Below are 22,599 nucleotides of genomic sequence, written 5' to 3' on the forward strand. Positions count from 1 at the left end.
AGGTGACGCCTTTCGGGTGGGGGTGGCATCCGGCGCCGCGCGATGCGGTAGCGCGGCACGTTAGCGCTAACATCCTGCCCGGTCAATAGCGGCTGCGCCATACCGGGTAGAGGTGCGCGCCCGCACGGGGCACGACACGGGAGGGCGATGATCTTGGCATGCCCCGATGCTGACAGGGTGCGGCTCGGGGTCTGCCGAGGGGTGCGCCCCGGTGACAGGGCGCACCCCGGTCAGCTATTCCGGAGCGTTCCGCGGCGCGAAGACGATCCGGGAGCGCAACTGCCGGAACCCGGTTCGTTCCAGTTCCGCGAGCACCGCGACCTGGTGGGAGTCCACGTCGGCGATGACCTCCCGGGCGTCGCCGGCGGCCAGCACCCGGACCGCCTCGGCCAACAACTCGGGTCGGGCCGCGTCGTCGAGCAGTCCGAGATAGGCCAGCAGCGGGTAGCAGGCGTCTCCGGCCGTGCCGACCAGACCCACCGGCTCCCCGGCGTCCAGCGCGATCCGCCATTCCTCGGTCGCGTCGCCGAGCCAGGCCAGCGGGTCGGTGGCCAGGTCGACGCCGGCGACCGCCCGCGCGATCTCGACGCCGGTCAGCACGTCCGGCTCGGCGATCCGGGCCACCAGGGCATTGATCTCCGCCGGGTCGGCGGGCCGCCGGAAGTCGTAGCGCCCGGAGGACGCCGGCAGCGGGGTGCCCGCCCAGGAACACCTGAGCCGCTCCCCCCGCTCGACCAGCCCGGCGAGCCGGGCGGCCGCCATCGGCGCCCGCACCACGGCCAGCACCTCGGGCCGACGCCGCCAGTGCGCCGGCAGCGCGGCGTAGTACCGACCGGGACCGCCGAGCGCCTCGTGGGCGGCGTGCAACAACTCGGCACCCACCTCCGGCTCGGCGTCCAGATCGAACCGGTCCAGCCAGGGGGCTCCGACGGCGCCTGGCGGGAGCAGCCAGGCGGCCCGGCCGACCACCCGGCCGGCGCGCAGGGCGACCCAGGTGGTCTCGGGTCGGTAGCCACCGCCGGCGATTCCGTCGGCGTAGGCGACCTGGCGCAGTTGGGGCAGCGGATCAGGCATGGAGTCGAACAGGTTTTCCTCGCCCGCGACGAGCGGACGGATGACCAGATCAGTCATGGGTGGGGCCTCCGGAAAGCGCGCGCCCCGGATCAGATCCGCGCGGACGCCGGAGCGCGGAGGGGGCGCAGAACATCGGACATTGTTCTGACCTCCTTCCAGCTCGACGGCGTGCCAGAGCACCATACGCGCGGCAGCCGTCGAGCCGCAACGATGTGTCACAGGGTCGGGTTGGTCTCCGACCCACGCCGGTGGGCTCGCTGGTCGAACACGGCGATGCCGGCCAGGATCACCGCCGCCGAGGCCGCCACGGCGACCGGCGGGAGCAGCACCATCGGTAGCGCCGCCACGAGCAGCACCGCCGCCCCGACGTAGAGCATCCGGCAGCGTGGCGTGGATCGGTTCTCCTCCTCCAGGAAGCTCCGTCCGACCAGGAACAGCACCGGGCCACCGAACATGATGGCGACCAGTGCCCAGTCGATCGGCGGGTGCGGGTCCTCGATGACCTGCCCGAAGCCGACCGCCGTACAGATGATGCCCCCCACGATGATCAGCAGGCTGTAGCTCGCCCACCTCGACAGCTGGATCCCCTGCCCGCCCGGGGTCGCGGCCTGACCGGACCGGACGTGGTAGAAGTAGATCCGCCAGAACGAGACGGCCGTCACGAAGGCGGCGACGAGGGTGATGATCCCCGCCATCGTGAAGCCGGGAAAGCTGACGGCGGCGCCGGCTTCGAGCACCACCTCGGCGAGGGCGATCATGAAGAACTGGTTGTACCGCTCCGCGAGGTGGATGTGGGAGACCGCGACGCCCGCCCGGTGGAACCACCCTTTGCCGAGCCACGGCACGGGCCAGGCCGTGGCGGTGCCGGTGAGCTCGATGGCAAGGGCGAGGGTCCAGAAGACGCCCCGACCGAGGCCGCCGCTGATGCCGCCACTGATCCAGAGCACGGCGGAGGCCGTGTGCCAGGTCAGCACCCGGGCGGCGAGCGTCCGACCGGGGTGGCCCCGCAGGGCGAACGTCAGGAAGAGCGGTCGGCCGATCTGGATGATGACGTACGTGCAGGCGAAGACCACGCCGCGCTTGCCGAACGCCTCCGGCAACGAGACGGCCAGCACGAGCGTGCCGAACATCGTCGCCAGCAGGACGGCCTGGAGGTCCGCCCGGCGAGGGTCGTAGGTGCTCGCCAGCAGGGCGTTGAGCGACCAGATCATCCACATCGCCGTGAAGAACAGCACCGTCTGGCCGGCCTCCGACAGCAGGTGGTGCCGGACGATTGTCAGGTCGTCCGCCACCCGCCCGGCGAGGCGGGCGAGCGCGAAGACGTAGACGATGTCGAACAGCAGTTCCAGGACGGTCGCGGAGTCGGGGCTCCTGCTGTCGCCGAGCCCACGCAGGATCCTGGGGCGCGTCAGCACGGACGGCGGGACAGCTCAGCCGGCCACAGCCGCCGGCACGGGAACGCCGGGGCGGTGACGGTGTTCGGCGACCTGCTCCGCTGCCATCGTCCCGGACCCTCCCGCTGGCCGTACCGCCTGCTTCCTGTCTGCGTACTTTATCCGGATACGTGAGAGTCTTCGTGGTTATGCCGGATACCGCCGTGCGCGGACCGGGCCGGTGCGGCCCCGCCCGTCGCGCCCCCATCGGCGGTACGGGCGATCATTCGTGCCGTCACGCCCCGGTAGGAGCGTGGGTCCACGGGGAGCAGCCACTGCCGTGCCCGGGTCAGCGGGCCGAGGTTGAGCCCCACCTCGTCGAGCACCTCGTCGATGTTGTGCATCGAGAACGGGATGATGTTCGTCCCGCGGGCGTGCCGCCCGTTGGTGCGCTCCGCCATCCAGGCCAGGCGGGTGCGGACCTCGTCGCGCATCCGGTCCTCGGCGGGCAGGGTGATCCCACCCCGCAGGTACGCGGCCGTCCACACCGCCGCCATCTCCGCGCTGAGCGGGCTGAAGAACGACGAGTTGTAGCCGGCGAACGTCAGCCGTGGCACGCCGAGCGGCAGGATCTGGCGGTAGAGCTGGAAGTTGCCCTGGTCGTCCTGCAACCGGGCGTGCAGCGCGTCGCCGAAGAACGGCACGTGCTGGCGGAAGCCGGTGCCGCAGATCACCAGGTCGGCGGGGAGCACCGCGCCGTCGGCCAGGCGGGCGGCGGGCCGACCGTCCTGGACGAGCAGTTCGGTGATCACCTGGTCGCGGTGCACCGCGATGCGTCCGTCGGCGACGCGCTCGAAGAAGCCCTCCGTGACGAGGCTGACCGTGCTGCGGGCGATGTCCTCGAAGCTGCCATTCGGCACCAGACCCAACTCACGCAGCTTGAGCTGCCTGGTCGCGACCGAGCCGACGCTGTCGACCATCCGTTGGCGCAGACCGTTGCCCGGACCGTGCAGGAACCGCTCGAAGCCCTTCAGGTGGAGGTAGCGGAACAGTGCCTCACCCATCCGGGTGAGCAGCAGGTACTTGTAGTTGAGCGCCCCGCCGAGCTTCCGGGGCATCTTCCAGAGCAACCCCCGGGCCACCACGTGGGTCTGGGCGGCGAGGTCGCTCAGCGGAACCGCCACGTCGCAGGACGACTTGCCGTACCCGACGACGAGGACGTTGCGGCCCCGGGCCGCCTCGACGTCGTGGAACTCCCCCGCGGCCAGGACCCGCCCACCGGCGGCGGCGAAGGCCGCGTGCCCGTCGAACGACGGTACGACCGGGTCGGAGAAGATGCCGTTGGCGACGATCAGGTGGTCGTACCGCTGCACCGTCACCGGCTCCGATGCCCCCGCCGGCCGCGACGTGACAAGCCACCCGGTGTCGTCGTTGATGAGCTCGGCGGAGACGACCTCCGTGGACAGACGCAGCACGCTGGCGAGCCCGAACTTCTCCACGTAGCTCTCGAGGTACCGCTGGACCTGCTCGCCCGAGGGCCACTGCGGATAGTCGGCGGGCATCGGCAGGTCGGACAGGTGGTAGGTGCCCTTGTTGTTCTGCGTGTGCAGACCGGGATAACGCCGGGTGCGGCTCCACACCCCACCGACGTCGGGGGCCTTCTCGAAAACGGTGACGTCGAACCCGCTCTGCCGCAGCACCTTGGCTGCGCTCAGACCGGCGAATCCGGCGCCGACGACGGCAATTCTCATGGCAACCTCCGAAGCGCGTCTACCACTGCGGCAGCGGTGGTGAGCGCACGCTAACGAGCGGGCCGGGAGTGTCGCTATCCGCTGCGCGCGAGGTGTGTCCGCATCGCGCAACCGAACGGTCCGTGTCGGGTCCACGGCTTTCCGACACTGTCCTTCCCGGTCGCGCCTTATGGTCAGCGCACCAGGACGCCCGGGAGGGGTCGGATGGATGCGGTGACGGTCCGGACGGACGACGTCGACCAGGCCCGCGCCGAGGTCGGCAAGATCTTCTGTCCGCACCGACTCACCCCGCAGGCGGGCGTGCGCGCCGTTCAGCTGCGGATGGCGGCACACCGGGTGGGCGGGGTCGGTGTGATCGACCTGGACTACGGGCAGGAGGTCCGAATCCAACCCCCGGCCCTGGAGAGCTTCTATCTCGTCCAGATCCCCCGGGCGGGCAGCACGGTGGTCCGACACTCCGGAAACACGGTGATCTCGACACCCGAGGTCGCCTCGGTCCTGTCCCCTCATGACCCCTCGGACATGCGGTGGTCCGAGGGGTCGCCACATCGGATCTTCTACGCCGACCGGCGCGCCGTCGACCGGGAACTCACCCGTCTCCTGGGCCGCCCGGTGGACGACCCGGTCCGCTTGGACATCGGCATGGTCATGACCACGCCGAGGGCGCAGGCGTGGGCGCGTGGGGTGGCGTTCCTCGCCGACGAGCTGGCACAGCCGACGGACGCGTCCCTGTTCGACCATCCGCAGGTCGCCGCACGTTTCGAGCAGGGGCTCATCGGCCAGTTGCTACTGGCCCACCGGCACAGCCATTCCGACCTGCTCGCCGAACCGGGCCACCACACCAACCCCGGGCGACTGGTCCGCCGGGCCTGCACGCTGATCGCCGACCACCATGGCGAGGCACTGACCGTCGGTGATGTCGCCGAGGCGCTGCGGGTGAGCGTACGGACGTTGCAGGACTGCTTCCGGCGGGAGTTGCGGACCACCCCGACGGCGTACCTGCGTGCCTGTCGCCTCGACGCGGCGCACCGATCGCTGCGGGCGGCCGAGCCGGGGGTCGCGGTGACGACCGTCGCGCTGCGGCACGGGTTCGTGCACCTCGGCCGGTTCGCGACCGAGTATCGGAGCCGGTTCGGTGAGTCGCCGTCGGCGACCCTGCGCCGTTGACGATCGTCGGGCCGACTACCTTCGAAACTGTTATCCGGGCGCGTCTGGCAAGTCTCCTGAGGTGAGGTGTTGGCGGGATTCCCGCCAGCGGAGCATCGATCAGCGGTGCGATCACACGAAGGAGTCGAGACGATGCGCGCAACCGGCCCGGGTGAAGCGGACACCCCGAAAGGGTCCCGGGGAGTCCACGCGGAGCCCCGACGCCTGATGTTCCGTCGCCTTCCGATCGGCCTCTGGCGCCTGCGGTGGCCCCTGGCCGTGGCGGCCGTGGTCGCCGTACTGGTGACCGGGGTGATCGTCGTTTTGCAACCGACCGCGCCGACGCCCGCTCCCGCTGCCACGCAGGCGCTCGACACGCCGCCGACGACGACCCCGGCGCCCGTCCCACCCGCCGCGACCACGCCGGCCGCGACGGCCAGCCCGGCCGGGGTGACCCCGACCCCCACGCCGACCACCAAGCCGACGGCGACGCCGACGACCAGGCGTCCGGCCGCCCCGGCGGCCACCGCCGTGACCTCGAAGCGCAAGGGTGTCGGCGTGTGGACCTTCGACGGAGTCAGCCAGGCACTGGCCACCTCCGGGGCGAGCTGGTACTACACCTGGGACGTCGCCCACCAGGGCGTCACCAGCCCGAAGAACGCCGAGTTCGTCCCGATGATCTGGGGGGCGAAGAGCGTCACCGCCAGCAATCTGGAGAAGGCCAAGCAGAACGGCCGCTACCTGCTCGGGTTCAACGAGCCGGACCTGAAGGGTCAGGCGGAGATGAGCGTGGAGCAGGCGTTGGAGCTGTGGCCGCAGTTGGAGGCGACGGGTCTGCCGCTGGGCAGCCCGGCGGTGGCCTGGGGCGGTGACCGACCGGGCGAGTGGCTCGACCGCTTCATGGCCGGGGCGAAGCAGCGCGGCTACCGGGTCGACTTCATCGCCCTGCACTGGTACGGCGGTGACTTCACCACCGCCAACGCGGTCAACCAGCTCAGGTCGTACCTCCAGGCAGTGCACGACCGCTACCAGCTGCCGATCTGGCTCACCGAGTTCGCCCTGATCGACTTCTCCAACGGCGTTCGCTTCCCGACCCAGGCAGAGCAGGCCGCGTTCCTCAGCGCGGCGACCCGGATGCTGGGCAGCCTGTCCTGGCTACAGCGGTACGCGTGGTTCGGCCTGCCCGCCACCGACAAGGACCAGAGCGGCCTCTTCCGCACCGGCAGCGAGGTGACCGCCGTCGGTCGCGCCTACCAGGCCGCGCGCTGAACCGGATGCACGTGGTCTCGCCAGGAGTGGCGCGGCTCGTAGCCCAGCATCCGTCGCGCCTTGTCGATGCTGAGGAGCGTCTCGTGCTCGCCAAGCTCCTTGCGGATCTCCACACCCGGGTAGACCTCCGCCATGAGGCTGGCGCTGGACCTGGTCATGACGGTGTCGGCGTTGGCGATGATGAAGACGTCGGCGCCGGGCCGGTCGTGGACGAGCGCACGCTCGACCGCCTGCGCCCCGTCGCGGGCGTCGATGTAGCCCCACAGGTTCCACCGCCGGGCCTGCGGGTCGGCGTCGAAGGAGGGGAACGGCGCGTAGTCCTCGACGTCCATCACGTTGGAGAAGCGCAGACCCACCATGACCAGCTCCGGGTCCCAGCGGCAGAAGTGCCGGGCCATCTCCTCCTCAAGGGCCTTGTTCAGCGAGTACGTCGACTCCGGCCGCGGCGCGTACTCCTCGTCGACGGGCGCGTACGGCGGCGGGGTGTCGAACGGCAGCCCGAGCACCGTCTCGCTGGACGCCCACACCACCCGCTTGATCCCGGCCGCCCGCGCTGCGGCGAACACGTTGTACGTGGCGGCGGAGTTGTTCGCGAACGTGGTCGCGTTGGACCTCAACCCCGGGGCCGGGACCGCCGCCAGGTGCACGATCGCCTCGACCCCATCGGCGTGCTCGTCGACGCCCCCGGTGAACGCCTCCACCACCTGCCCGTAGTCGGTCAGGTCGGCCAGGAGGAACTCGCCGTCCACGTCGCGCGGGTCGCGGCCACCGGCGCGGTCCACGGCCAGCACGTCGACGCCCACGGCGCGCAGGTGGGCGACCACGGCCCGGCCGAGCTTTCCGGTGGCCCCGGTGACGACGACACGCCTGGGCGGTGCGGAGTTGGTCATGACCCCATCTTCGCCGGGAGCGACCGCAGGTCCGCACGCGGGTGCCGGGCCACCCCGACAGCGGCCCTAGCCGCCGGGTGTGATGAGCCCGCTCTCGTACGCCAGGACCACGAGCTGGGTACGGTCTCGGACGCCGAGCTTGGTGATGATGCGGCTGACGTGGGTCTTCACCGTCAGGGGACTCATCCGCAGCGCCTGGGCGATCTCCGCGTTGCTCAGCCCGGTGGCGACCGAGGCCAGCACCTCCCGCTCGCGGGCCGTCAACGGGGCCAACCGTTCGGGTGAGCGCTGCGGCGGGCGTGGGCGGCGGGCCAGCTCGGCGATCACGGTGCGGGTCACGCTCGGGCTCAGCAGGGCCTCCCCCTCCGCCACCACGTGGACGGCCCGACACAGCTCCTCCCGGCTCGTGGTCTTGGCGAGAAACCCACTCGCGCCGGCCTGCAACGCCTCGAAGATGTACGCGTCGATGTCGTAGGTGGTGAGCACGACGACGCGTACCCCTGCGGTGGCCGGGTCCTCGGCGAGCCGCCGCGTGACGGCGAGGCCGTCCAGGTGCGGCATCCGGATGTCGAGGAGGGCGACGTCGGGTCGGGTCTGCCGGGCGAGCCGCAGCGCCTCCGCGCCGTCCTGCGCCTCCGCGACGACGGTGATGTCGCCGTCGCGTTCGAGCAGACCTCGCAGACCGCTGCGGACCAGCGGCTGGTCGTCGGCGAGAAGCACCCGTACGCTCACCGGGCGGTCGCCGCCGTCGGCTCCTCGACCGGGGCGGACGGCAGTGTGGCGCGCACGCTGAAGCCACCGTCGGGCTGCGGTCCGGCGGTCAGGCTCCCGCCGACGCTGGCGGCCCGTTCGCGCACGAACCACCGGGCGGCGTGACATCCGCTGCACGAGGTACTCCGTGCGATGTACCTGCCGGTCCACGCCTGGTCGGAGCCCGCGGGTGCGTAACGTGCAGGGGTAAACGCCGACCCGACGAGGAGACTGCATGTCCAAGCCACCGCTTCCCGAGGCCGCGATCGCCATGCTCCGGAAGCCGAACCCGGCCGTGATGACCACGCTTCGCAACGGTGGTCAGCCGGTGTCCGCCGCCACCTGGTACCTGTGGGAGGACGGCCGGATCCTGGTGAACCTGGACGAGAGCCGCCGCCGGTTGCAGCACATCCGCAACGACCCACGGGTGTCCCTGACCGTGCTCGACGAGGCCGGCTGGTACACCCATGTCAGCATCGTCGGGCACGTCGCCGAGTTGCGCGCCGACGAGGATCTGGCGGACATCGACAGGCTGTCCCTGCACTACACGGGCAACGCGTACCCGCGACGTGAGCGCGCCCGGGTCAGTGCCCTGATCGAGATCGACCGCTGGCACGGTTGGGGTTCGCTCAAGGACAACGACCAGGTCGGCTGACGGCTGACGCCGCGCATCAGGGGGTGAGGCTGGCGGCGGACCGGGTGGCGGTGCGGGTCACCAGGTAGCCGAAGGCCGCCGCGGTGAAGAACATGACGATGCCGTAGACGGCACCCGGGATCGCCATCTGGGTGCTGTCGAGCAACGCCGGGCTGAGCGCGATCGTGATGGCCAGGGTGCTGTTGTGGATGCCGATCTCGAACCCGGCGGCCGTCGCGGCTGGCCGGTCCACCCCGGCGAGCCGCGGCACCCCGTACCCGATCGCGAGGCTCAGCAGGTTGAACGCGAGCACGGCCAGGCCGACGGAGACGAAGTAGTCGGCGATGTTCTCCCGCTCGCCGAGGACGGCGCCGGCGATGACGGCGACGAGGACGACGACGGAGAGGATCCGGATCGGACGGTTCAGCCGTTCGGCGGCGTGTGGCACCCGGGCGCGGATCAGCATGCCGATCGCGACCGGGACGAGCACGATGGCGAAGACCTGCACCACCTTGTCGAACTGCAGTCCGATGCTCCGCCCGTCGGGCAGGAAGTACGCGGCCGACAGGTTGACCAGGATCGGCAGGGTGACCACGGCGAGCACCGAGTTGAGTGCGGTCAGGGTGATGTTCAGGGCCACGTGCCCACCGAACAGGTGGCTGTAGAGGTTGGCCGTCGTGCCGCCCGGTGAGGCGGCCAGCAGCATCATTCCGACGGCCAACTCCGGTGCCAGGTCGAACGCGAGGACCAGGCCGAAGCAGAGCGCCGGCAGCACCAGCACCTGGCACACCAGCGCGATGACGGCGGCGCGTGGGTGCTGGGCCACCCGACGGAAGTCCGTGCTGGTCAGGCCGAGACCCAGACCGAGCATGATGATGCCGAGGGCGATGGGCAGACCGATCAGGGTCAGGGCGGAGTCCATGGCACAACATCGTTACCAGCCGGTAACGCGTTAACAATCCCCCGTGTGGCCGGTCGACTCTTGACCGTGGAGTGTGATCGGCTTAACTTCATCAATCAGATAAGTGTCTTAACTAATTGTGCGCCAACCGTCGTGGGAGTGTGCCGATGCGACCATTCCGCCACCGCCGTGTCACCGCCGTCGTCGCCCTGGCGACCCTGCTGATCACCGCCACCCCGCCTCCCGCCGCCAGTGCCGGCGACCACCAGCAGCGCCGCGTCGGCTACCACCGGGTCGGCTACTTCACCCAGTGGGGCATCTACGGCCGGGCCTTCCCGGTCAAGAAGCTCGACACCTCCGGGGCGGCGAGCCGCCTCACCCACGTCAACTACGCCTTCGGCAACGTCAGCGAGGACGGCCGCTGCTACCTGGACGGCGGGCCGGGCGAGGGCGACGCCTGGGCCGACTACCAGCGTCCCGTCCCGGCGGAGGAGAGCGTCGACGGCGTCGCGGACGCCCCGGGGCAGGCGCTCAACGGCAACTTCGGCCAGCTCGCCAAGCTGAAGGCCAAGCACCCCAAGCTCCAGGTGCTGATCTCGCTGGGCGGCTGGAGCTGGTCGACGTACTTCTCCAACGCCGCCCGCACCGACGCCTCCCGCAAGGCGTTCGTCGCGTCCTGCGTCGACCTCTACCTCAGGGGCAACCTGCCGGGCGCCCCGGGCGCCGCCGCCGGCGTCTTCGACGGCATCGACCTGGACTGGGAGTGGCCCAACTGGGACGGCGAGCCCGGCAACGTCATCCGCCCGGAGGACCGGGAGAACTTCACCAAGCTGCTGGCCGAGTTCCGCCGGCAGCTCGACGCGTACGGGCGCACGACCCGGACGCACCACCCGCTGACCGCGTTCCTGCCGGCCAACCCGGCCACCATGGACGCCGGCTACGAGGGTCGCAAGATCTTCAAGTACCTGGACTTCGCCACCGTGCAGGGCTACGACTTCCACGGCGGCTGGGAGGCGGTGGCCAACCAGCAGTCGGCGCTGCGCGTACCGGCGGGATCGCCGGACAACCCGGACTTCTCCGTCGAGGTGGCCATCGACGGCTGGATCGCCCGGGGCGCGCCGCGCGACAAGCTCGTGCTCGGCATCCCGTACTACGGTCGCGGTTGGACCGGCGTCACCGGCGGCGGCAACGGCCTCTTCGGGCCGGCCACCGGGCCGGCGCCGGCCACCTTCGAGGCCGGCTACGAGGACTACAAGAACCTCAAGACCCTGGCCGGCAACGGCTACGCCGTGCACCGCGACCTGCGCGCCGGGCACGCCTGGCTCTTCGACGGTACGACGTTCTGGACGTACGACGATCCGGCGGTCGTGTTGCAGAAGACGCTCTACATCCGCCGGTCCGGCCTGGCCGGCGCGATGATCTGGTCGCTGGACGGCGACGACGACAACGCCACGTTGACCAGGACCATCGGCATCGGCCTCACGACCTGGTAGAGGTCTCCCGCCCCTTCTCAGAGGTGACCGCGCCCACCGCCGCCTCGATGAGCGCGGTCACCTGATCCATGTCGCGAGCCCGGTGTACGTCCACCTCGGCCGTCCAACCGTCGGGCCGGGCCAGCCGCACCGTCACGTCCTCACGTCGGTGGACGAGCCAGCCGGCGACCGCCTGCACCAGCACCATGGCGCCGCCCGCGTCGTCGACAGCCACCCGCAGCGAGTCCGTGCCGTCGGCCGGCGGCCCACCGGCCGGCGGCGAGGTCACCCCGCCGCGCAGCCGGTCCTCGGCGCGCAGCCAGGACGCCAGCGACCGCCGTGCATCGGCGGACGGAGAATCCGGATGGACCGAGAGCGCGATCATCTCCGACACGGCCTGCTCCTTCCAGACGACGATGAATCCACCCGTCATCCTGCCAGTCCGCATCCGGTCCGGCACGCCGAGTAGTGAACAGTGTCGATCAACCCTTGACCGTCGTGTCGGCCCGTTCATAGGCTCCGGCCACTGCGAGGCTGTTCCCGAGAAGGGAAACACGACACATGTCCCCATCGACGCGCCCGTTCTGGACGGTCCCCCCGAAGCGGCTGGCGAGTGCCGCCACGATCGCGCTCCTGCTCGGCCTGACTCCCCTGCTCGGCGGCACCTCGGCCGCGAGCGCCGCCCGCCCGTCCACCTGCAGCGACGACCCGACCGCACGCCTGAGCACCGTGCCCGCCCCGGAGGCCGTGTTCGGGTTCCCGCTCGGCGTGGGTCAGGAGCGGGTCGTCACCAACGAGGAGGTCCGTACCTACCTCGGGGCGGTGGACAGCGCCTCCGACCGGGTCGTCACCGGGGTGCTGGCCACCAGCGTGGCCGGGCAACCCCTGCCGTACGCGGTGGTGTCCAACGAGCGCCACGTGCGGCCCGCCGCGCTGCGCCGGATCGCCGACGACGTACGGGACCTGCGTGATCCCCGTCGGACCAGCGCGCGAACGGCCGCCCGCACGGCGAAGGACAGCCCGGCCATCGTCTGGGTCACCGCGAACGTGCACGGCGGCGAGAAGAGCGGCACCGACGCGGCCCTCAAGACGCTGTACGAGTTGGCGGCGGGTCTGTCCTGCGAGGTCGCCCGGCGCAACGACAACCTGGTCACCGTCATCGTGCCGACCCAGAACCCGGACGGCCGCGACGCGACCCGGCGGCAGAACGAGTTCGGCTTCGACCTGAACCGGGACTGGTTCGCCCGCACCCAGCAGGAGACCGACGGCAAACTCGAGCTGCTGCGCCGCTACCCGCCGCAGGTGTTCGTCGACGCCCACGAGATGGGTGGCAAGCAGTACTTCTTCCCGCCCAACGCCGACCCGATCCACCACGAGATCGCCGGCGAGGCGGTGGACTGGATCAACCGGATCGGCGAGGCCAACAAGGCTGGCTTCGGCTACAACGGCGCCTGTGACGACACCGCCTTCACCGAGTGTTATTTCAACTACGACACGTACGACATGTTCTTCATGGGTTACGGCGACACCGTGCCGACCACCGGCTTCGGCGCGGCCGGCATGACGTACGAGAAGGGCAGCGCGTCGGCGGTCGCCGACCGGGTGCAGCAGCAGTTCCACACCCAGTGGTCGACGTTGGGCTGGGCCGCCGCCAACAAGCGCGAGGTGCTCGACGGCTACTTCGACATCTGGACCGACGCGCTCGCCCAGGGCCGGGCGGGCACCCTCGAACCGAACGAGGTGGTGCAGCCCACCAACGAGGTCCAGTTCCCGGTGCCCGACATCACGATCCGCTCGTACTTCCTGCTGCCCGACCGGCAACTCGCCGACGTCCGCCAACTCGTCGAGCGGCTGCGCCGGATGGACGTCGAGGTGTACGAGGTGCAGAAGGCGACCCGGGTCCCCACCGCGCGGGTCTTCGGCGGGCGCAGCGCCACGAACGTGACAGTGCCCAAGGGCGCGTACTGGATTCCGATGGACCAGCCGCAGAAGCACTGGATCCAGGCCGTCATGGGCGAGGATCCGTACACGCCGTTCCCCTACTTCTACGACGTGTCGTCCTGGAGCAACCCGCTGCTGATGGGTGTCTCCACCATCTACACCGGCGACAACGTCCGACCGAAGGCCCAGCTCGTCCGCGCGATCTCCGGCGGCCGGACCGCCCCGGCGTGGCCGTGGGGCTCGTACACGTACCCGCTCGACTCGGCAGCCGCCGCGGAGCTGACGTTCAGCCTGCTCGGACGCGGCGTACCGCTGGTTCGTGACCTGAAGACCAGCCGGGTCGCCATCCCGGCGACCAAGCTGAGCCGCACTGTCGACGAGCTGGCCGAGTCGTTCGGGGTGACCCTGACCCCGGGCGGGCGGCCCGCCGGCACCAGCCTGGCCCTGCCCGATGTCGGACTGTTCCAGGGCACCGGCATCTCCACCACCGCCGGCTCGCACGGGGAAGCCCGCTACGTGCTCGGCAAGCGGTGGGGGCTCGACCTCACCCCGGTCACCACTGCCGACATCAACGACAACACCGAGGCGTTCACCGGTCGTACCGTGCTGCTCGTGCCGGACGGCAGCAGCGCGACCGGCGGTCTGACCCCCGCCGGCCAGGCCAACCTGCGCGCCTGGATCGCCCAGGGCCACACCTACGTCGGGCTGCGCAACGAGGGCACCCGGCTGGCCCGCGCCGCCGGGCTCACCTCCACCACCGAGAAGACCAAGCCGGCCGACTACCTGGTGATCGGCTCGCACCTGCGGGTCGACGTGGACACCGACAACCCGGTCGCCCTGGGCCGCCCGGCGGAGGACTTCGAGTTCAACAACAGCGACCCGATCCTCAACCCGAGCACCACCGGCACGAACGTGCTCAGCTACCCGACGGGTGACACGTTCTGGGCCAACGGCTACACCGTCGGCGCGGACGCCCTGAAGGGCACGACGGCAGTGGTCGACGAGCCGACCGGCGCCGGCCGGGCGGTGCTGTTCGCGTTCAATCCGCTCTTCCGGGCGTACAACGAGAGTGGCCTGCACCTGGTGGCCAACGCGCTGCTCTACCCGGCGGGCGCGCCGGACGCCCGGCGCTCCGCCGGGGTCGAGCCGGCGCGCGCCAGCGCCGCCGCCGCGCCGGTCACGCCGGACCTCGGCGGCGGGTGGCGGCCGATCACCGTCGAGGTCGCGGCCAGTGACCTGCCGCGCGCCCAGGCCATCGTCGAACGCTTCACGAACGACGCGAGGACGTCCGCGAAGGACACCTCGGTGTACGTCGTGATCCCCAACCCGCAGGGCCTCCAGGTCGACGAACACCCGTTCGCGAGCGATCTGGTACGCGCGCTCCGCGACGCCCAGGTGCCGCTGCGGTCGGTGGTCGGCTGACGATCCCGCACAGCGGAAGCGCCCGTCCCCGTGCTCTCGGGGGCGGGCGCTTCGGTGTGTGTGCAGGGTCGGTTACGACCGCCGGGCGACCTCGGTGACGAATGCCCGCCAGGCCACCGGCCCGAAGAGCAGAGCCGGCCCGGCGGGGTCCTTGGAGTCCCGCACGCCGACGATGCCAGGCACGTTGTCCACAACCTCGACGCAGTTACCATCGGCGCGGCCGGAAGTTGGTTGATCCACTCGGCTTTCCGGAAGTCGGGGTGTCGGCGGCCCTTGGACACCCCGACTTCCGGAAAGCCGAGTCGACCTTGCCGATTCTGCGCCGCAGGGGGCGCCACCAGCGCCGGGCGGCTGGAGGCCCCGCCGGTCCTAGGGTGCGGCCACCTGCACCAGCACCGGTGTACGGCCGGCCGCGAGGTAGCCCCGACCGGGCGGACCGCTCAGGTACTGGTCGGGTTCGAGAGTGATGTTGTGGGCCACCGCCGCCGACCTGTTGCTTGGGACCAGCACGAGACGTGTCCCCGCCATCACGATCGCGTTGACCAGACGGGTGAGCGGGCTGGGGAAACCGGTCAGCAGAGGGGCCGCGTCCGCGGTGACGACAAGTGCCCGCCGCCCGCGAGCCGCGGGGCTGCTGATGTCGTCCAGCAGTGTGGGGCTGCTCGCGAAGCCCTGTTCGCTGGGGAGCACGGCGATCCGGTCGACGTCGTCGACGACCACCGCGTACGGCTCGTCGCCGAACCCGGCGACGGCCTCGCGCAGGTCGCTGTCCTTGAACGTGACACCGGTGAGCACCCGAAGCCCGACGTCGTCGGGGAGCAGCCTCGGCAACGGGGACTGGAGTGGGGCGACGACGAGTACGCCGATCCCCCGCCGCCGCAGCGCGTGCACCACCGTGGCCGCCGCGGTGGTGCGGCCCGTGCCAGCAGCACCGGAGATCAGCAACAGGTGGGAGTCGGCGTGGAACAGGTCGATGCCCACGGTGGTGTTGTCCGGCCCGCCGACGCCCAGCGGTATCCAGGTGGACAGTGCCCCGGTGTCGGCGCTCGGTCCGAGTGCGGCCAGGTCGACGCACGCGGGCAGGGCTGGGAACCGCCGGGGCAGCCGGTGCGCGGGTGTGGCGTGCGGCTCGACGGCGTCGGCGTTGCCGGATCGCGTCGGTAGGCACACCTGCACGTGTCGCCCACTGCCGGCGTCGATGGCCCGGCCGGGGAGGGCGGGCGGGCTGGTCATGCCGGTCTGCAACTGCATCCGCCGGGTCTCCTCCTTGGGAAACGGCAGGAGCAGCCGCCGGTTGTAGAGGGTCGGCAGCCGGTGGTTGAGCATGTCCTGACCACCGAACGGCACGACGTGCACCCCGAGCGGAGCGCCCGCGGTGATGACGCCGCGCAGGGTGGCGAGCAGGGACGTCTCGACGAACGCGGGGTCGCTGTGATCCTCGAAGTGCTCCCAGCCGTCGACGACGACCACGATGTGCGGCCGTGCCTCGCCCGCCGGGGGCGCGTTGCCGGCGCGGCGTTGGACCTCCTCGGCCAGCCAGGTGACCAGGCGACGGATCCGGTCGGGCTCCGCCGCGGAGAAGACCCCGCCGCAGTGCGGCAACGCCGCGTACTCGGCCAGGCCCGCCGGGTGCCGTTCCACGACGTACAGGTGGGCCTGGTCGGGTCGGAAGCGGGCGGCCAGGCCGGTGATCAGGGTGCGGGCCATTGTCGTTCGGCCGGACTGCGGGCCACCGGCGACGAGCAGGCGGTCGACTCCGGCCAGGTCGAGGAAGTCCGCCGGTTGCGCCTGGCGTGCCGGGTCGTCGGCCAGGCCGAAGGGTACGGCGGTCGCCGGCGCGGCGGCGGTCCATCGCGACGGCAACTCGTCCACCGTCAGGGTGGCCGGCAGCGGGGGCAGGATCGGCCGGAAGGGCGCCGACAGCCCGGACCGATCCGCGGCGTCCTCGATCGCGCCGATGGTGCGGTCCTGGTCGGTGGGTCCCGCTCCCCCGGTGGGTGCCGCGCGGGGGCGAGGGGTGCCGAGGTCCGTCGGGCTCAGGACGCGGACGACGGCCGGGGTGGCCCCACCGCTCGGCGGGGGGTCGCCGAGGTAGCCGGATTGGAACGGTTGCGGGATCCGGGACTCCGCAGTGGTGCACAGGATCAGGCCACGGCCGCGCAACGCGCCCGGGATGGTGGCGGCGTCGGGGACTCCGAGCACCTCGGTGCTGTCCGCCGGCTCGTTCTGGCGAAGACTGATCCGCAGCGACACGTTGTTCTTCAACTCGGGCGAAAGCTTGCCCTGCAACGACTGCGTGGCCAGCACGAGGTGCATCCCGAGCGACCGCCCCTTCGCGGCGACGTTTACCAACTCCTTGACGAAGTCGGGTACGGCGTCCAGCACCCGACCGAACTCGTCGAAGATCATCACCAGTCGGGGCAGCGGCGGCAGATCCGCCCCCGCCAGGCGCCTCTGCCAGTACCTGTCGATCTCCCCGTCGTACCGGGCCAGCAGGGACTCCCGGCGGCTCACCTCCGCCCGGATCGAGGCGAGCACCCGGGCCGCCGCCGCGTCGTCGAACACGTCGCCGGCAGTCTCGCCGGTGGAGCGGATGAGCGCGACGACGTGCGGGCACCGTTCGAAGGGCAGGAAGGCGCTGCCGCCCTTGAAGTCGACAAGCACCAGGTTGAGCTCGTCCGGCCGGTTCGCCAACAGCAGCGACGTGACCAGGGTCTGCAGCAGGATGCTCTTGCCGGCGCCGGTCGCGCCGCCCAACATGGTGTGCGGTCCCTGGTCGGCGAGATCGACGTACACCGGCCCGGTCTCGTCCGCGCCGAGCACGACGCGGGTCCGTGGACCCCGCCCCCGCTCCCAGAGCGCGCGGACATCGTCGCCGCTGGGCGCACCGAGGTCCAGGAGGTCGAGCAGGCGCACCGCCCCCGGGATGGCCTGCTGGGCCGCCCCGAGTGTGGCCCGGTCGCGCATCGGCGCCAACGCCCGCGCCAGCCGCTCGGCGGTCGTCGCGTCGAACCGGTCCACCCAGACCGTCACCGCCGGGCCGTCCGGACTGCGGGTGAGCTGTGCCGAGTCGCCCGCCGTCTCGATCAGACCCCGGCACTCGTTCATGCTGTGCCGGTCGGCGCAGATCAGGTACACCCCGACCGCCGGCCCGTCGCGCAGCACCTCGTCCATGCCGGACAGGTCCCGCAGCGCCAACGCGCCGTCGAGGACGACGATCACGTCGTCGAACTGCTGCGGGCCGCGTTCGGCACGCCGCGTCGCGATGACGGTACGCAGCTCCCGTACCCGGTCGGCCCGGGTCGCGGTCGTGTTGCCGATCCGGCAGGAGTACGTCGCCGTGTCCCCCGCGTCGACGTGCGGCAGCCAACGCGCCCAGGCCAGACGGCCCCCCTGATCGGCGCTGAGCAGCACCATCCGCAGGTCGTCGGGGCCGCGCAGGGTGGCCAACTGGAGCAGCAGCCACCGCAGGACGGCGTGCACCGGCTCGTCTTCCCCGGTCACACCGAGCACCCCGACGGCACGCAGGTCCACGGTGACCGGGACGGCTGACAGCTTCGGCGGCTGGAAATCCGGCCAGGGCTCACCACGTACCGTCACCGATGCTGGCTCGTCGGCGACGCCGACGCGCAGCGCCAGCGCGTGCGGGGAGTCCACCCGGCGCGTCCACAGATCGGCCCGGGCTCCTCTGGCGATGTCGACGACCTCGGCGCGGCTCGGAGCGAGCGCCTCGCGTGCCTGCTGCTCGGCGGTCACCTGGGTGCGGAATGCCGCTTCGACGACCTGCCGCGCCTCGGCGAACTCGGCCGCACGCTCCCGGTCCTGCCTGTTCTGCGCGACCTGGTGCACGACGAGCCCGGCGATGGAGACTGCCGCGCCGAGCAGCAGGATGGGGGTCTGGGTGAGCACGGCTGCCAGGACGGATGCCGCCGCGCCCAGGAGGAACGTCGCCGCCATGGGCCCCCGGGTAACGGTGTGCCGGGTCGGCAGGGTGACCTCGATGCTCGGGACCACCGGGGCCCGCGCGAAGGCGCGGTCGAAGTCCAGTCGACCGTCCGGGGCGCGGACGAGCCGCCGCGCACCGACCGGCACCGGAGTCCACCACAGCTCGTTGCCGCCGATCTGGAGCACAGTGGTCGGCGCGACGATGGCCCGCTCGGCGATCCGCACGCCGTCGACGTACGTACCGTTGCTCGAGCCGCTGTCGGTGACGGTGGCGGTGCCGTCCGGGGACACCTCCAACAGGGCATGCGTGTCCCGGGAGACGTCCGTGTCGCGGAGCGGCAGTGCCGCGCTGGACCTGCGGGCGATCGGGTGGACCCCGGCCCGCAGCGCGACGGCCAGGCCGGCGTCCGGGCCGCCCACCACCTCCAGCACGCCCACCGCGCCGTCCGTGGCCAGGCGCCCGACCGGCCCGGGCCCGCCCACGCTGATCACCGAGCCCCGGAGCAGCGGACTGTCGGCCAGGGTGGCGGTCGGGTCCAACGGGACCGCCCCGACGAAGCAGCGGCGACCCGCCACGGCGACGGGCAGCGCCGCGAGCACCGACCGCACGCTACTGGTCGGCGCGGCGATCACCTCGACGTCACGTGTGGTCCCGGTGCCGACTTCCCAAACCGTCAGGCGCAGGATCATGGCTGGTGTCTCAGCGGCCCGAGTCGTACGTCCACAGCCACAGTCCCGAATAGCCGCCGAGTGCGACGGTGCCGGCGGAGCTGATTGCCACCACCGATTCCGGCACCCTCTGGCTGGGGACAACTCGTGGCTTGTACACGTGTGCGGTGCGGCCGGTCGTGGTGTGCCAGATCCGGATGTCGCCCACCGAGGCAGCCACGAGAAGGTCTCCCGGGCCGAAGGCGGTGGAACCGAAAGACCCACTCGTGTCACCGACCAGGGTGGTCACGACCTGGTTGGACCCGGGCGTGCGGAGTAGCACCTTCGAATCGCGGGTGGTCTGCGCCCACGGCGCGGTGGGCCCGGCAACCTGGGAGGTCTGGCGACCACTGGCGGTCTCCCAGGCCCGCAGCTCCCCCCGGTAGTTGAAGGCCACGAGCAGTTGCCCGTCCTGGTTGAAGCGGAGCTCGTCGAAGGTGGGCGGCTCAGCCTCCGGCTCGACGGGAAGATCGACGCGCGCGTTCGGGGAGGACAGGCGCCACATCATGACCCGCAACCCGCCGAGGACGGCGATGCTGTCACCCTGGGGTGAGAACACCACGTGGTCGACGCTGCCGTAGTTGCCGAACGTGAGGTTGGCCGTGTTCTGTCGGCTGGCGACGTCCCAGAGCTTGACCACGCCGTCGTGCCCGCCGCTGGCGAGCGTCTTTCCGTCCGGGCTGAACCTGAGCACCTCGATGCCTCTGGTGTGCGCGGGAACGGTGGCCGTCGCCGTCCGGTCGGCGACATCCCAGAAGGTGATGCTGGACGTCTCATCCTCAGCGCTGACGAGTGTGGCGCCGTCCGGGCTGAACGCCAGCGTGCTGACCCGATCGGCGTCGAGCTCCACCATCGCCGATCGAGTCTGCCGCACGAAGACGTGGCCGGTCACGACGAGGGCGACCAAGAGCAGGCAGGACAGCACCGGGTACGGCCATCGTCGGCCGAGCGGCAGGAAGGCTCGGGTGGACCCGCCCGGCACCTCGTCGGTCGGGCCGACGATTCGGACCTGTTCGGGGGCGACGGCGCCTAGCTCGTCGACCAGCACCGAAGGGCTGGTGTCGAGGTCGCCGACGATCCAGACCGGCCCACCGCCGTCCTGCTCGCGCAGCACCCCGCGGGCTTTCCAGCGGTTGATCGTGTCCGGCGGCGCGTCCGGCGTCAGCTCGATGCCGAGCCTGGAGCGCGTGGCGGACCGGCCGGCACCGGACCCGACCGTGATGGCGGCGACGTGCTCCCAGAGCAGATGCGTCGGCTCCCGCCGCCGGAAGTGCATCCGCATCGCGCGGGCGGTCAGCTGGACCCAGCCGTGCGGTGGGCTGACGATGCTCACCAACAGCCCGGCCCCTGCCAGCAGCGGCAGGAGGATCGCGGGGAACAGCGTCCAGTCGGGTCGGCCGGTCATCAGCAGCAGGCTGGCGAGCAGGCCGGCCACCCACAGGACGAGGCCCACGACGACGAACCGGGTGATGATGTTGACGATGACTGTTGCCCTCGGCACCTCGGCGAGGAAGTTGACTGCCGGCTGCTCGGTCGATGGCGTGTCGGGCGCGGCCGGGACCGGACGTTGCCGAGGAGGCGTGGGCCCCGCCGGCTGCACGGTCGTGGCGTGCCGCTCCCAGGATTCGCCCGCCGGCTCGGGGGCAGGGCGGGCAGGGCCGCGCTGGTCGGGCTCCCCGATTGCGGCGTGGCTGTCGCGCCGCCCGGGTGCGCCCGCGCCGACCGGGGCGTCCAGGAGGTCACGGGCCTGCTCGACGGTGAGCCGTTGTGTCGCGTCGCGGGTGAGCAGACCGGCGATCACCGTGGCCAGCGGCTCTCCACACTGGATGGCCGGCAGGTCGTCGTAGAGGACCGCGTGCAGGGTGGCCGCGGTCGACGCGCCCTCGAACGGAAGCTCACCGGTCACGGCCTGGGCAAGCGTCACACCCACCGACCACAGATCAGCCGCCGGCGTGGGGTCGTCGCCATGGAACAGCTCCGGAGCGAGGTAACCCGTCGACCCCATCATCCCCTGGCGGGTCAGGCGGGTGTCCCCCGCCGCGTGCGCAATGCCGAAGTCGAGCAGCTTCACCTGGTCACCCGGAAGCACCATGATGTTGCACGGCTTGACGTCCCGGTGCACCACACCGACCGAGTGCGCGGCCGTCAACGCGTCCAGCACACGAACCGCGATGGCCGTCACCCGATCCGGCGGCAACGCCCCATCCCGGTCGAGGAGATCGGCAAGCGTCGGGGCGTCCACCAGCTCCGTCACGAGGTAAACGGCCTCGTCGTCACCGCTGGCCGGCACCACGTCGTGGATCGCCACGACCGCCGGGTGGTTGATGCGCCCCGCGCTGCGGGCCTCGCGCAGCGCCCGCTCCGCGAACCGCTGACGCTCCTCGGTCGGAAGCCCGAGGGGTACGCGGACCTCCTTGACCGCCACAGTGCGGCCCATCAGCTCGTCGGTCGCCCGCCAGACCACCCCCATGCCACCCCGGCCGAGGACACTCTCCAACCGGTAACGCCCCGCGATGAGCTGGTGCGGCGACTGTGGATTCGGCACCTTCGCGCTCCTTGCCGTCGGGCATTACAGTCGGTGCGAACCATACTCCGGCCGATAGCGCTGCGTTGTCCGTCCACATAGGAGCGGATCGACGTCTCGCGCCTGATACGGCGGGCGATGGGGCTGGGTTCGACCGGGGAAGGCGCGACTTTCAGGAGGGCACGGGCGATGGCGACCGGGTTCGGCTTCGACAGGGACGCAGTCCTCCAGGCCGTGCAGCAACTGACAGGTGTGCGCTCCGGGCTGGAGTCGACCCGCCAGCAGACCGGCCAGCAGACGACGACCGGCTCCCGCGACGTCGACCTGGCCCTCCACGATCTCACCAAGGCCGCGATCCAGCACGAGACCGGCCTGGTGGCCGCAGTGACGGCCGTCGCGGACCGGCTCGACGGCGTGGTCACCGGCCACGCCCAGCTCGACAGCGCACTGGGCAGTCGGCTGTCGACCAACCAACAAGCGAAGGGGAAGATCGATGAGTGACGTCAGCGTCGGTTACGAGGGGCTCCAGTCGGCAGCCCGCACCTTGACCACGGGGCAGGAGGAGATGACCCAGAAGTTGAACGCCCTGAAGTCGATGATCGACCAACTGGTCAACAGCGAGTTCCGCACCCAACTGGCCTCGGGTCGTTTCCAGGACTCCTACCAGCAGTGGACCACCGGCGCGCAGAACATGATCGGCGGCCTGGAGGGCATGTCCACGTTCCTGGTCGGCGTCGTCCGCGAGCACCAGGACCTGGACGCCAGGCTGGCCGGGGGCATCAACGGCTGATCACCGGCC

The 22,599-nt window shown here is 71.3% G+C and carries 18 protein-coding genes; 7 read left to right on the forward strand and 11 right to left on the reverse strand.

The genetic code is table 11. From position 1 onward, the window contains the following. Window positions 1-234 precede the first annotated feature (234 nt). From AB0C25_RS03300 to AB0C25_RS03310, 3 genes are all read right to left on the reverse strand, one after another. A complete protein-coding gene (locus AB0C25_RS03300; RefSeq protein ID WP_357369101.1) occupies window positions 235-1,131 on the reverse strand; it encodes an acetyltransferase in 897 nt (298 codons plus the stop codon). A 158-nt stretch (window positions 1,132-1,289) separates the two neighbouring features. Next, window positions 1,290-2,489: a low temperature requirement protein A gene (locus AB0C25_RS03305; RefSeq protein WP_357369103.1), complete on the reverse strand. Its 1,200-nt coding sequence runs from the start codon at window positions 2,487-2,489 to the stop codon at window positions 1,290-1,292. Window positions 2,490-2,626: 137 nt separating this feature from the next. Further along, a complete protein-coding gene (locus AB0C25_RS03310; RefSeq protein WP_357369106.1) occupies window positions 2,627-4,198 on the reverse strand; it encodes an NAD(P)/FAD-dependent oxidoreductase in 1,572 nt (523 codons plus the stop codon). 204 nt (window positions 4,199-4,402) lie between these two features. On the opposite strand from AB0C25_RS03310, the gene AB0C25_RS03315 reads away from it, so the two are divergent. Both AB0C25_RS03315 and AB0C25_RS03320 read left to right on the forward strand, forming a co-directional pair. Continuing rightward, the gene (locus AB0C25_RS03315) at window positions 4,403-5,365 is read left to right on the forward strand and encodes an AraC family transcriptional regulator (RefSeq protein ID WP_357369108.1); all 963 of its coding nucleotides are present in this window, start codon (window positions 4,403-4,405) and stop codon (window positions 5,363-5,365) included. 207 nt (window positions 5,366-5,572) lie between these two features. After that, window positions 5,573-6,613 (forward strand): glycoside hydrolase family protein, encoded by a 1,041-nt coding sequence (locus AB0C25_RS03320; RefSeq protein WP_357369110.1) that lies wholly within the window; start codon window positions 5,573-5,575, stop codon window positions 6,611-6,613. Here AB0C25_RS03320 and AB0C25_RS03325 read toward each other — a convergent pair. The 3 genes from AB0C25_RS03325 to AB0C25_RS03335 all read right to left on the reverse strand — a co-directional run bounded on the left by AB0C25_RS03325 (window position 6,595) and on the right by AB0C25_RS03335 (window position 8,360). Further along, window positions 6,595-7,503, reverse strand: coding sequence for an NAD(P)-dependent oxidoreductase (locus AB0C25_RS03325; RefSeq protein ID WP_357369112.1), 909 nt, complete (start codon window positions 7,501-7,503; stop codon window positions 6,595-6,597). The two genes, AB0C25_RS03320 and AB0C25_RS03325, sit on opposite strands and share 19 nt — an antisense overlap. Window positions 7,504-7,569: 66 nt before the next feature. Beyond that, window positions 7,570-8,235, reverse strand: a complete 666-nt coding sequence (locus AB0C25_RS03330; RefSeq protein WP_357369114.1) for a response regulator transcription factor — start codon at window positions 8,233-8,235, stop codon at window positions 7,570-7,572. After that, a complete protein-coding gene (locus AB0C25_RS03335) occupies window positions 8,232-8,360 on the reverse strand; it encodes a hypothetical protein (protein WP_357369116.1) in 129 nt (42 codons plus the stop codon). Before AB0C25_RS03335 ends, AB0C25_RS03330 begins: the two co-directional genes overlap by 4 nt. Window positions 8,361-8,488: 128 nt before the next feature. Between AB0C25_RS03335 and AB0C25_RS03340 the strand changes: the two genes are divergently transcribed. Continuing rightward, window positions 8,489-8,908, forward strand: a complete 420-nt coding sequence (locus tag AB0C25_RS03340; RefSeq protein ID WP_357249976.1) for a PPOX class F420-dependent oxidoreductase — start codon at window positions 8,489-8,491, stop codon at window positions 8,906-8,908. A 16-nt stretch (window positions 8,909-8,924) separates the two neighbouring features. On the opposite strand, the gene AB0C25_RS03345 is transcribed toward AB0C25_RS03340, so the two are convergent. Beyond that, window positions 8,925-9,809, reverse strand: a complete 885-nt coding sequence (locus tag AB0C25_RS03345; protein WP_357369118.1) for a bile acid:sodium symporter family protein — start codon at window positions 9,807-9,809, stop codon at window positions 8,925-8,927. A 146-nt stretch (window positions 9,810-9,955) separates the two neighbouring features. On the opposite strand from AB0C25_RS03345, the gene AB0C25_RS03350 reads away from it, so the two are divergent. Then, window positions 9,956-11,281 (forward strand): glycoside hydrolase family 18 protein, encoded by a 1,326-nt coding sequence (locus tag AB0C25_RS03350; RefSeq protein ID WP_357369119.1) that lies wholly within the window; start codon window positions 9,956-9,958, stop codon window positions 11,279-11,281. Here the strand turns inward: AB0C25_RS03350 and AB0C25_RS03355 are convergent. Beyond that, window positions 11,268-11,693, reverse strand: a complete 426-nt coding sequence (locus AB0C25_RS03355) for a hypothetical protein (protein ID WP_357369121.1) — start codon at window positions 11,691-11,693, stop codon at window positions 11,268-11,270. The genes AB0C25_RS03350 and AB0C25_RS03355 overlap by 14 nt on opposite strands. 128 nt (window positions 11,694-11,821) lie before the next feature. On the opposite strand from AB0C25_RS03355, the gene AB0C25_RS03360 reads away from it, so the two are divergent. Next, window positions 11,822-14,623 (forward strand): M14 family zinc carboxypeptidase, encoded by a 2,802-nt coding sequence (locus AB0C25_RS03360; RefSeq protein ID WP_357369123.1) that lies wholly within the window; start codon window positions 11,822-11,824, stop codon window positions 14,621-14,623. Window positions 14,624-14,695: 72 nt separating this feature from the next. On the opposite strand, the gene AB0C25_RS03365 is transcribed toward AB0C25_RS03360, so the two are convergent. The 3 genes from AB0C25_RS03365 to AB0C25_RS03375 form a co-directional block, all read right to left on the reverse strand. Continuing rightward, entirely contained in the window at window positions 14,696-14,863 is a 168-nt protein-coding gene (locus AB0C25_RS03365) for a DUF397 domain-containing protein (RefSeq protein ID WP_357369125.1), read from the reverse strand. Window positions 14,864-14,992: 129 nt separating this feature from the next. Continuing rightward, complete coding sequence (locus tag AB0C25_RS03370) at window positions 14,993-19,258, reverse strand: FtsK/SpoIIIE domain-containing protein (protein WP_357369127.1); 4,266 nt, start codon at window positions 19,256-19,258, stop codon at window positions 14,993-14,995. 10 nt (window positions 19,259-19,268) lie between these two features. Beyond that, window positions 19,269-21,821, reverse strand: a complete 2,553-nt coding sequence (locus tag AB0C25_RS03375; protein WP_357369129.1) for a serine/threonine-protein kinase — start codon at window positions 21,819-21,821, stop codon at window positions 19,269-19,271. A 168-nt stretch (window positions 21,822-21,989) separates the two neighbouring features. Here AB0C25_RS03375 and AB0C25_RS03380 point away from each other — a divergent pair, with 168 nt between their 5' ends. Further along, window positions 21,990-22,301 carry a hypothetical protein gene (locus AB0C25_RS03380; protein ID WP_357369131.1) on the forward strand — a complete coding sequence of 104 codons (312 nt, stop codon included), beginning with the start codon at window positions 21,990-21,992 and terminating at the stop codon, window positions 22,299-22,301. Then, window positions 22,294-22,590, forward strand: a complete 297-nt coding sequence (locus AB0C25_RS03385; protein ID WP_357250008.1) for a WXG100 family type VII secretion target — start codon at window positions 22,294-22,296, stop codon at window positions 22,588-22,590. Before AB0C25_RS03380 ends, AB0C25_RS03385 begins: the two co-directional genes overlap by 8 nt. Window positions 22,591-22,599: the final 9 nt, after the last annotated feature.

The organism is Micromonospora sp. NPDC048839 (genome assembly GCF_040649915.1).
In the GTDB taxonomy this organism is placed as follows: Bacteria; Actinomycetota; Actinomycetes; order Mycobacteriales; family Micromonosporaceae; genus Micromonospora.

What these genes read in the sequence shown, in the direction of transcription:
- AB0C25_RS03300 (WP_357369101.1), bottom strand. Translation starts at nt 1,131, where the DNA reads ATGACTGATCTGGTCATCCGTCCGCTCGTCGCGGGCGAGGAAAACCTG.
- AB0C25_RS03310 (WP_357369106.1), bottom strand. Translation starts at nt 4,198, where the DNA reads ATGAGAATTGCCGTCGTCGGCGCCGGATTCGCCGGTCTGAGCGCAGCC.
- AB0C25_RS03315 (WP_357369108.1), top strand. Translation starts at nt 4,403, where the DNA reads ATGGATGCGGTGACGGTCCGGACGGACGACGTCGACCAGGCCCGCGCC.
- AB0C25_RS03320 (WP_357369110.1), top strand. Translation starts at nt 5,573, where the DNA reads ATGTTCCGTCGCCTTCCGATCGGCCTCTGGCGCCTGCGGTGGCCCCTG.
- AB0C25_RS03325 (WP_357369112.1), bottom strand. Translation starts at nt 7,503, where the DNA reads ATGACCAACTCCGCACCGCCCAGGCGTGTCGTCGTCACCGGGGCCACC.
- AB0C25_RS03340 (WP_357249976.1), top strand. Translation starts at nt 8,489, where the DNA reads ATGTCCAAGCCACCGCTTCCCGAGGCCGCGATCGCCATGCTCCGGAAG.
- AB0C25_RS03345 (WP_357369118.1), bottom strand. Translation starts at nt 9,809, where the DNA reads ATGGACTCCGCCCTGACCCTGATCGGTCTGCCCATCGCCCTCGGCATC.
- AB0C25_RS03350 (WP_357369119.1), top strand. Translation starts at nt 9,956, where the DNA reads ATGCGACCATTCCGCCACCGCCGTGTCACCGCCGTCGTCGCCCTGGCG.
- AB0C25_RS03355 (WP_357369121.1), bottom strand. Translation starts at nt 11,693, where the DNA reads ATGACGGGTGGATTCATCGTCGTCTGGAAGGAGCAGGCCGTGTCGGAG.
- AB0C25_RS03360 (WP_357369123.1), top strand. Translation starts at nt 11,822, where the DNA reads ATGTCCCCATCGACGCGCCCGTTCTGGACGGTCCCCCCGAAGCGGCTG.
- AB0C25_RS03370 (WP_357369127.1), bottom strand. Translation starts at nt 19,258, where the DNA reads ATGATCCTGCGCCTGACGGTTTGGGAAGTCGGCACCGGGACCACACGT.
- AB0C25_RS03380 (WP_357369131.1), top strand. Translation starts at nt 21,990, where the DNA reads ATGGCGACCGGGTTCGGCTTCGACAGGGACGCAGTCCTCCAGGCCGTG.
- AB0C25_RS03385 (WP_357250008.1), top strand. Translation starts at nt 22,294, where the DNA reads ATGAGTGACGTCAGCGTCGGTTACGAGGGGCTCCAGTCGGCAGCCCGC.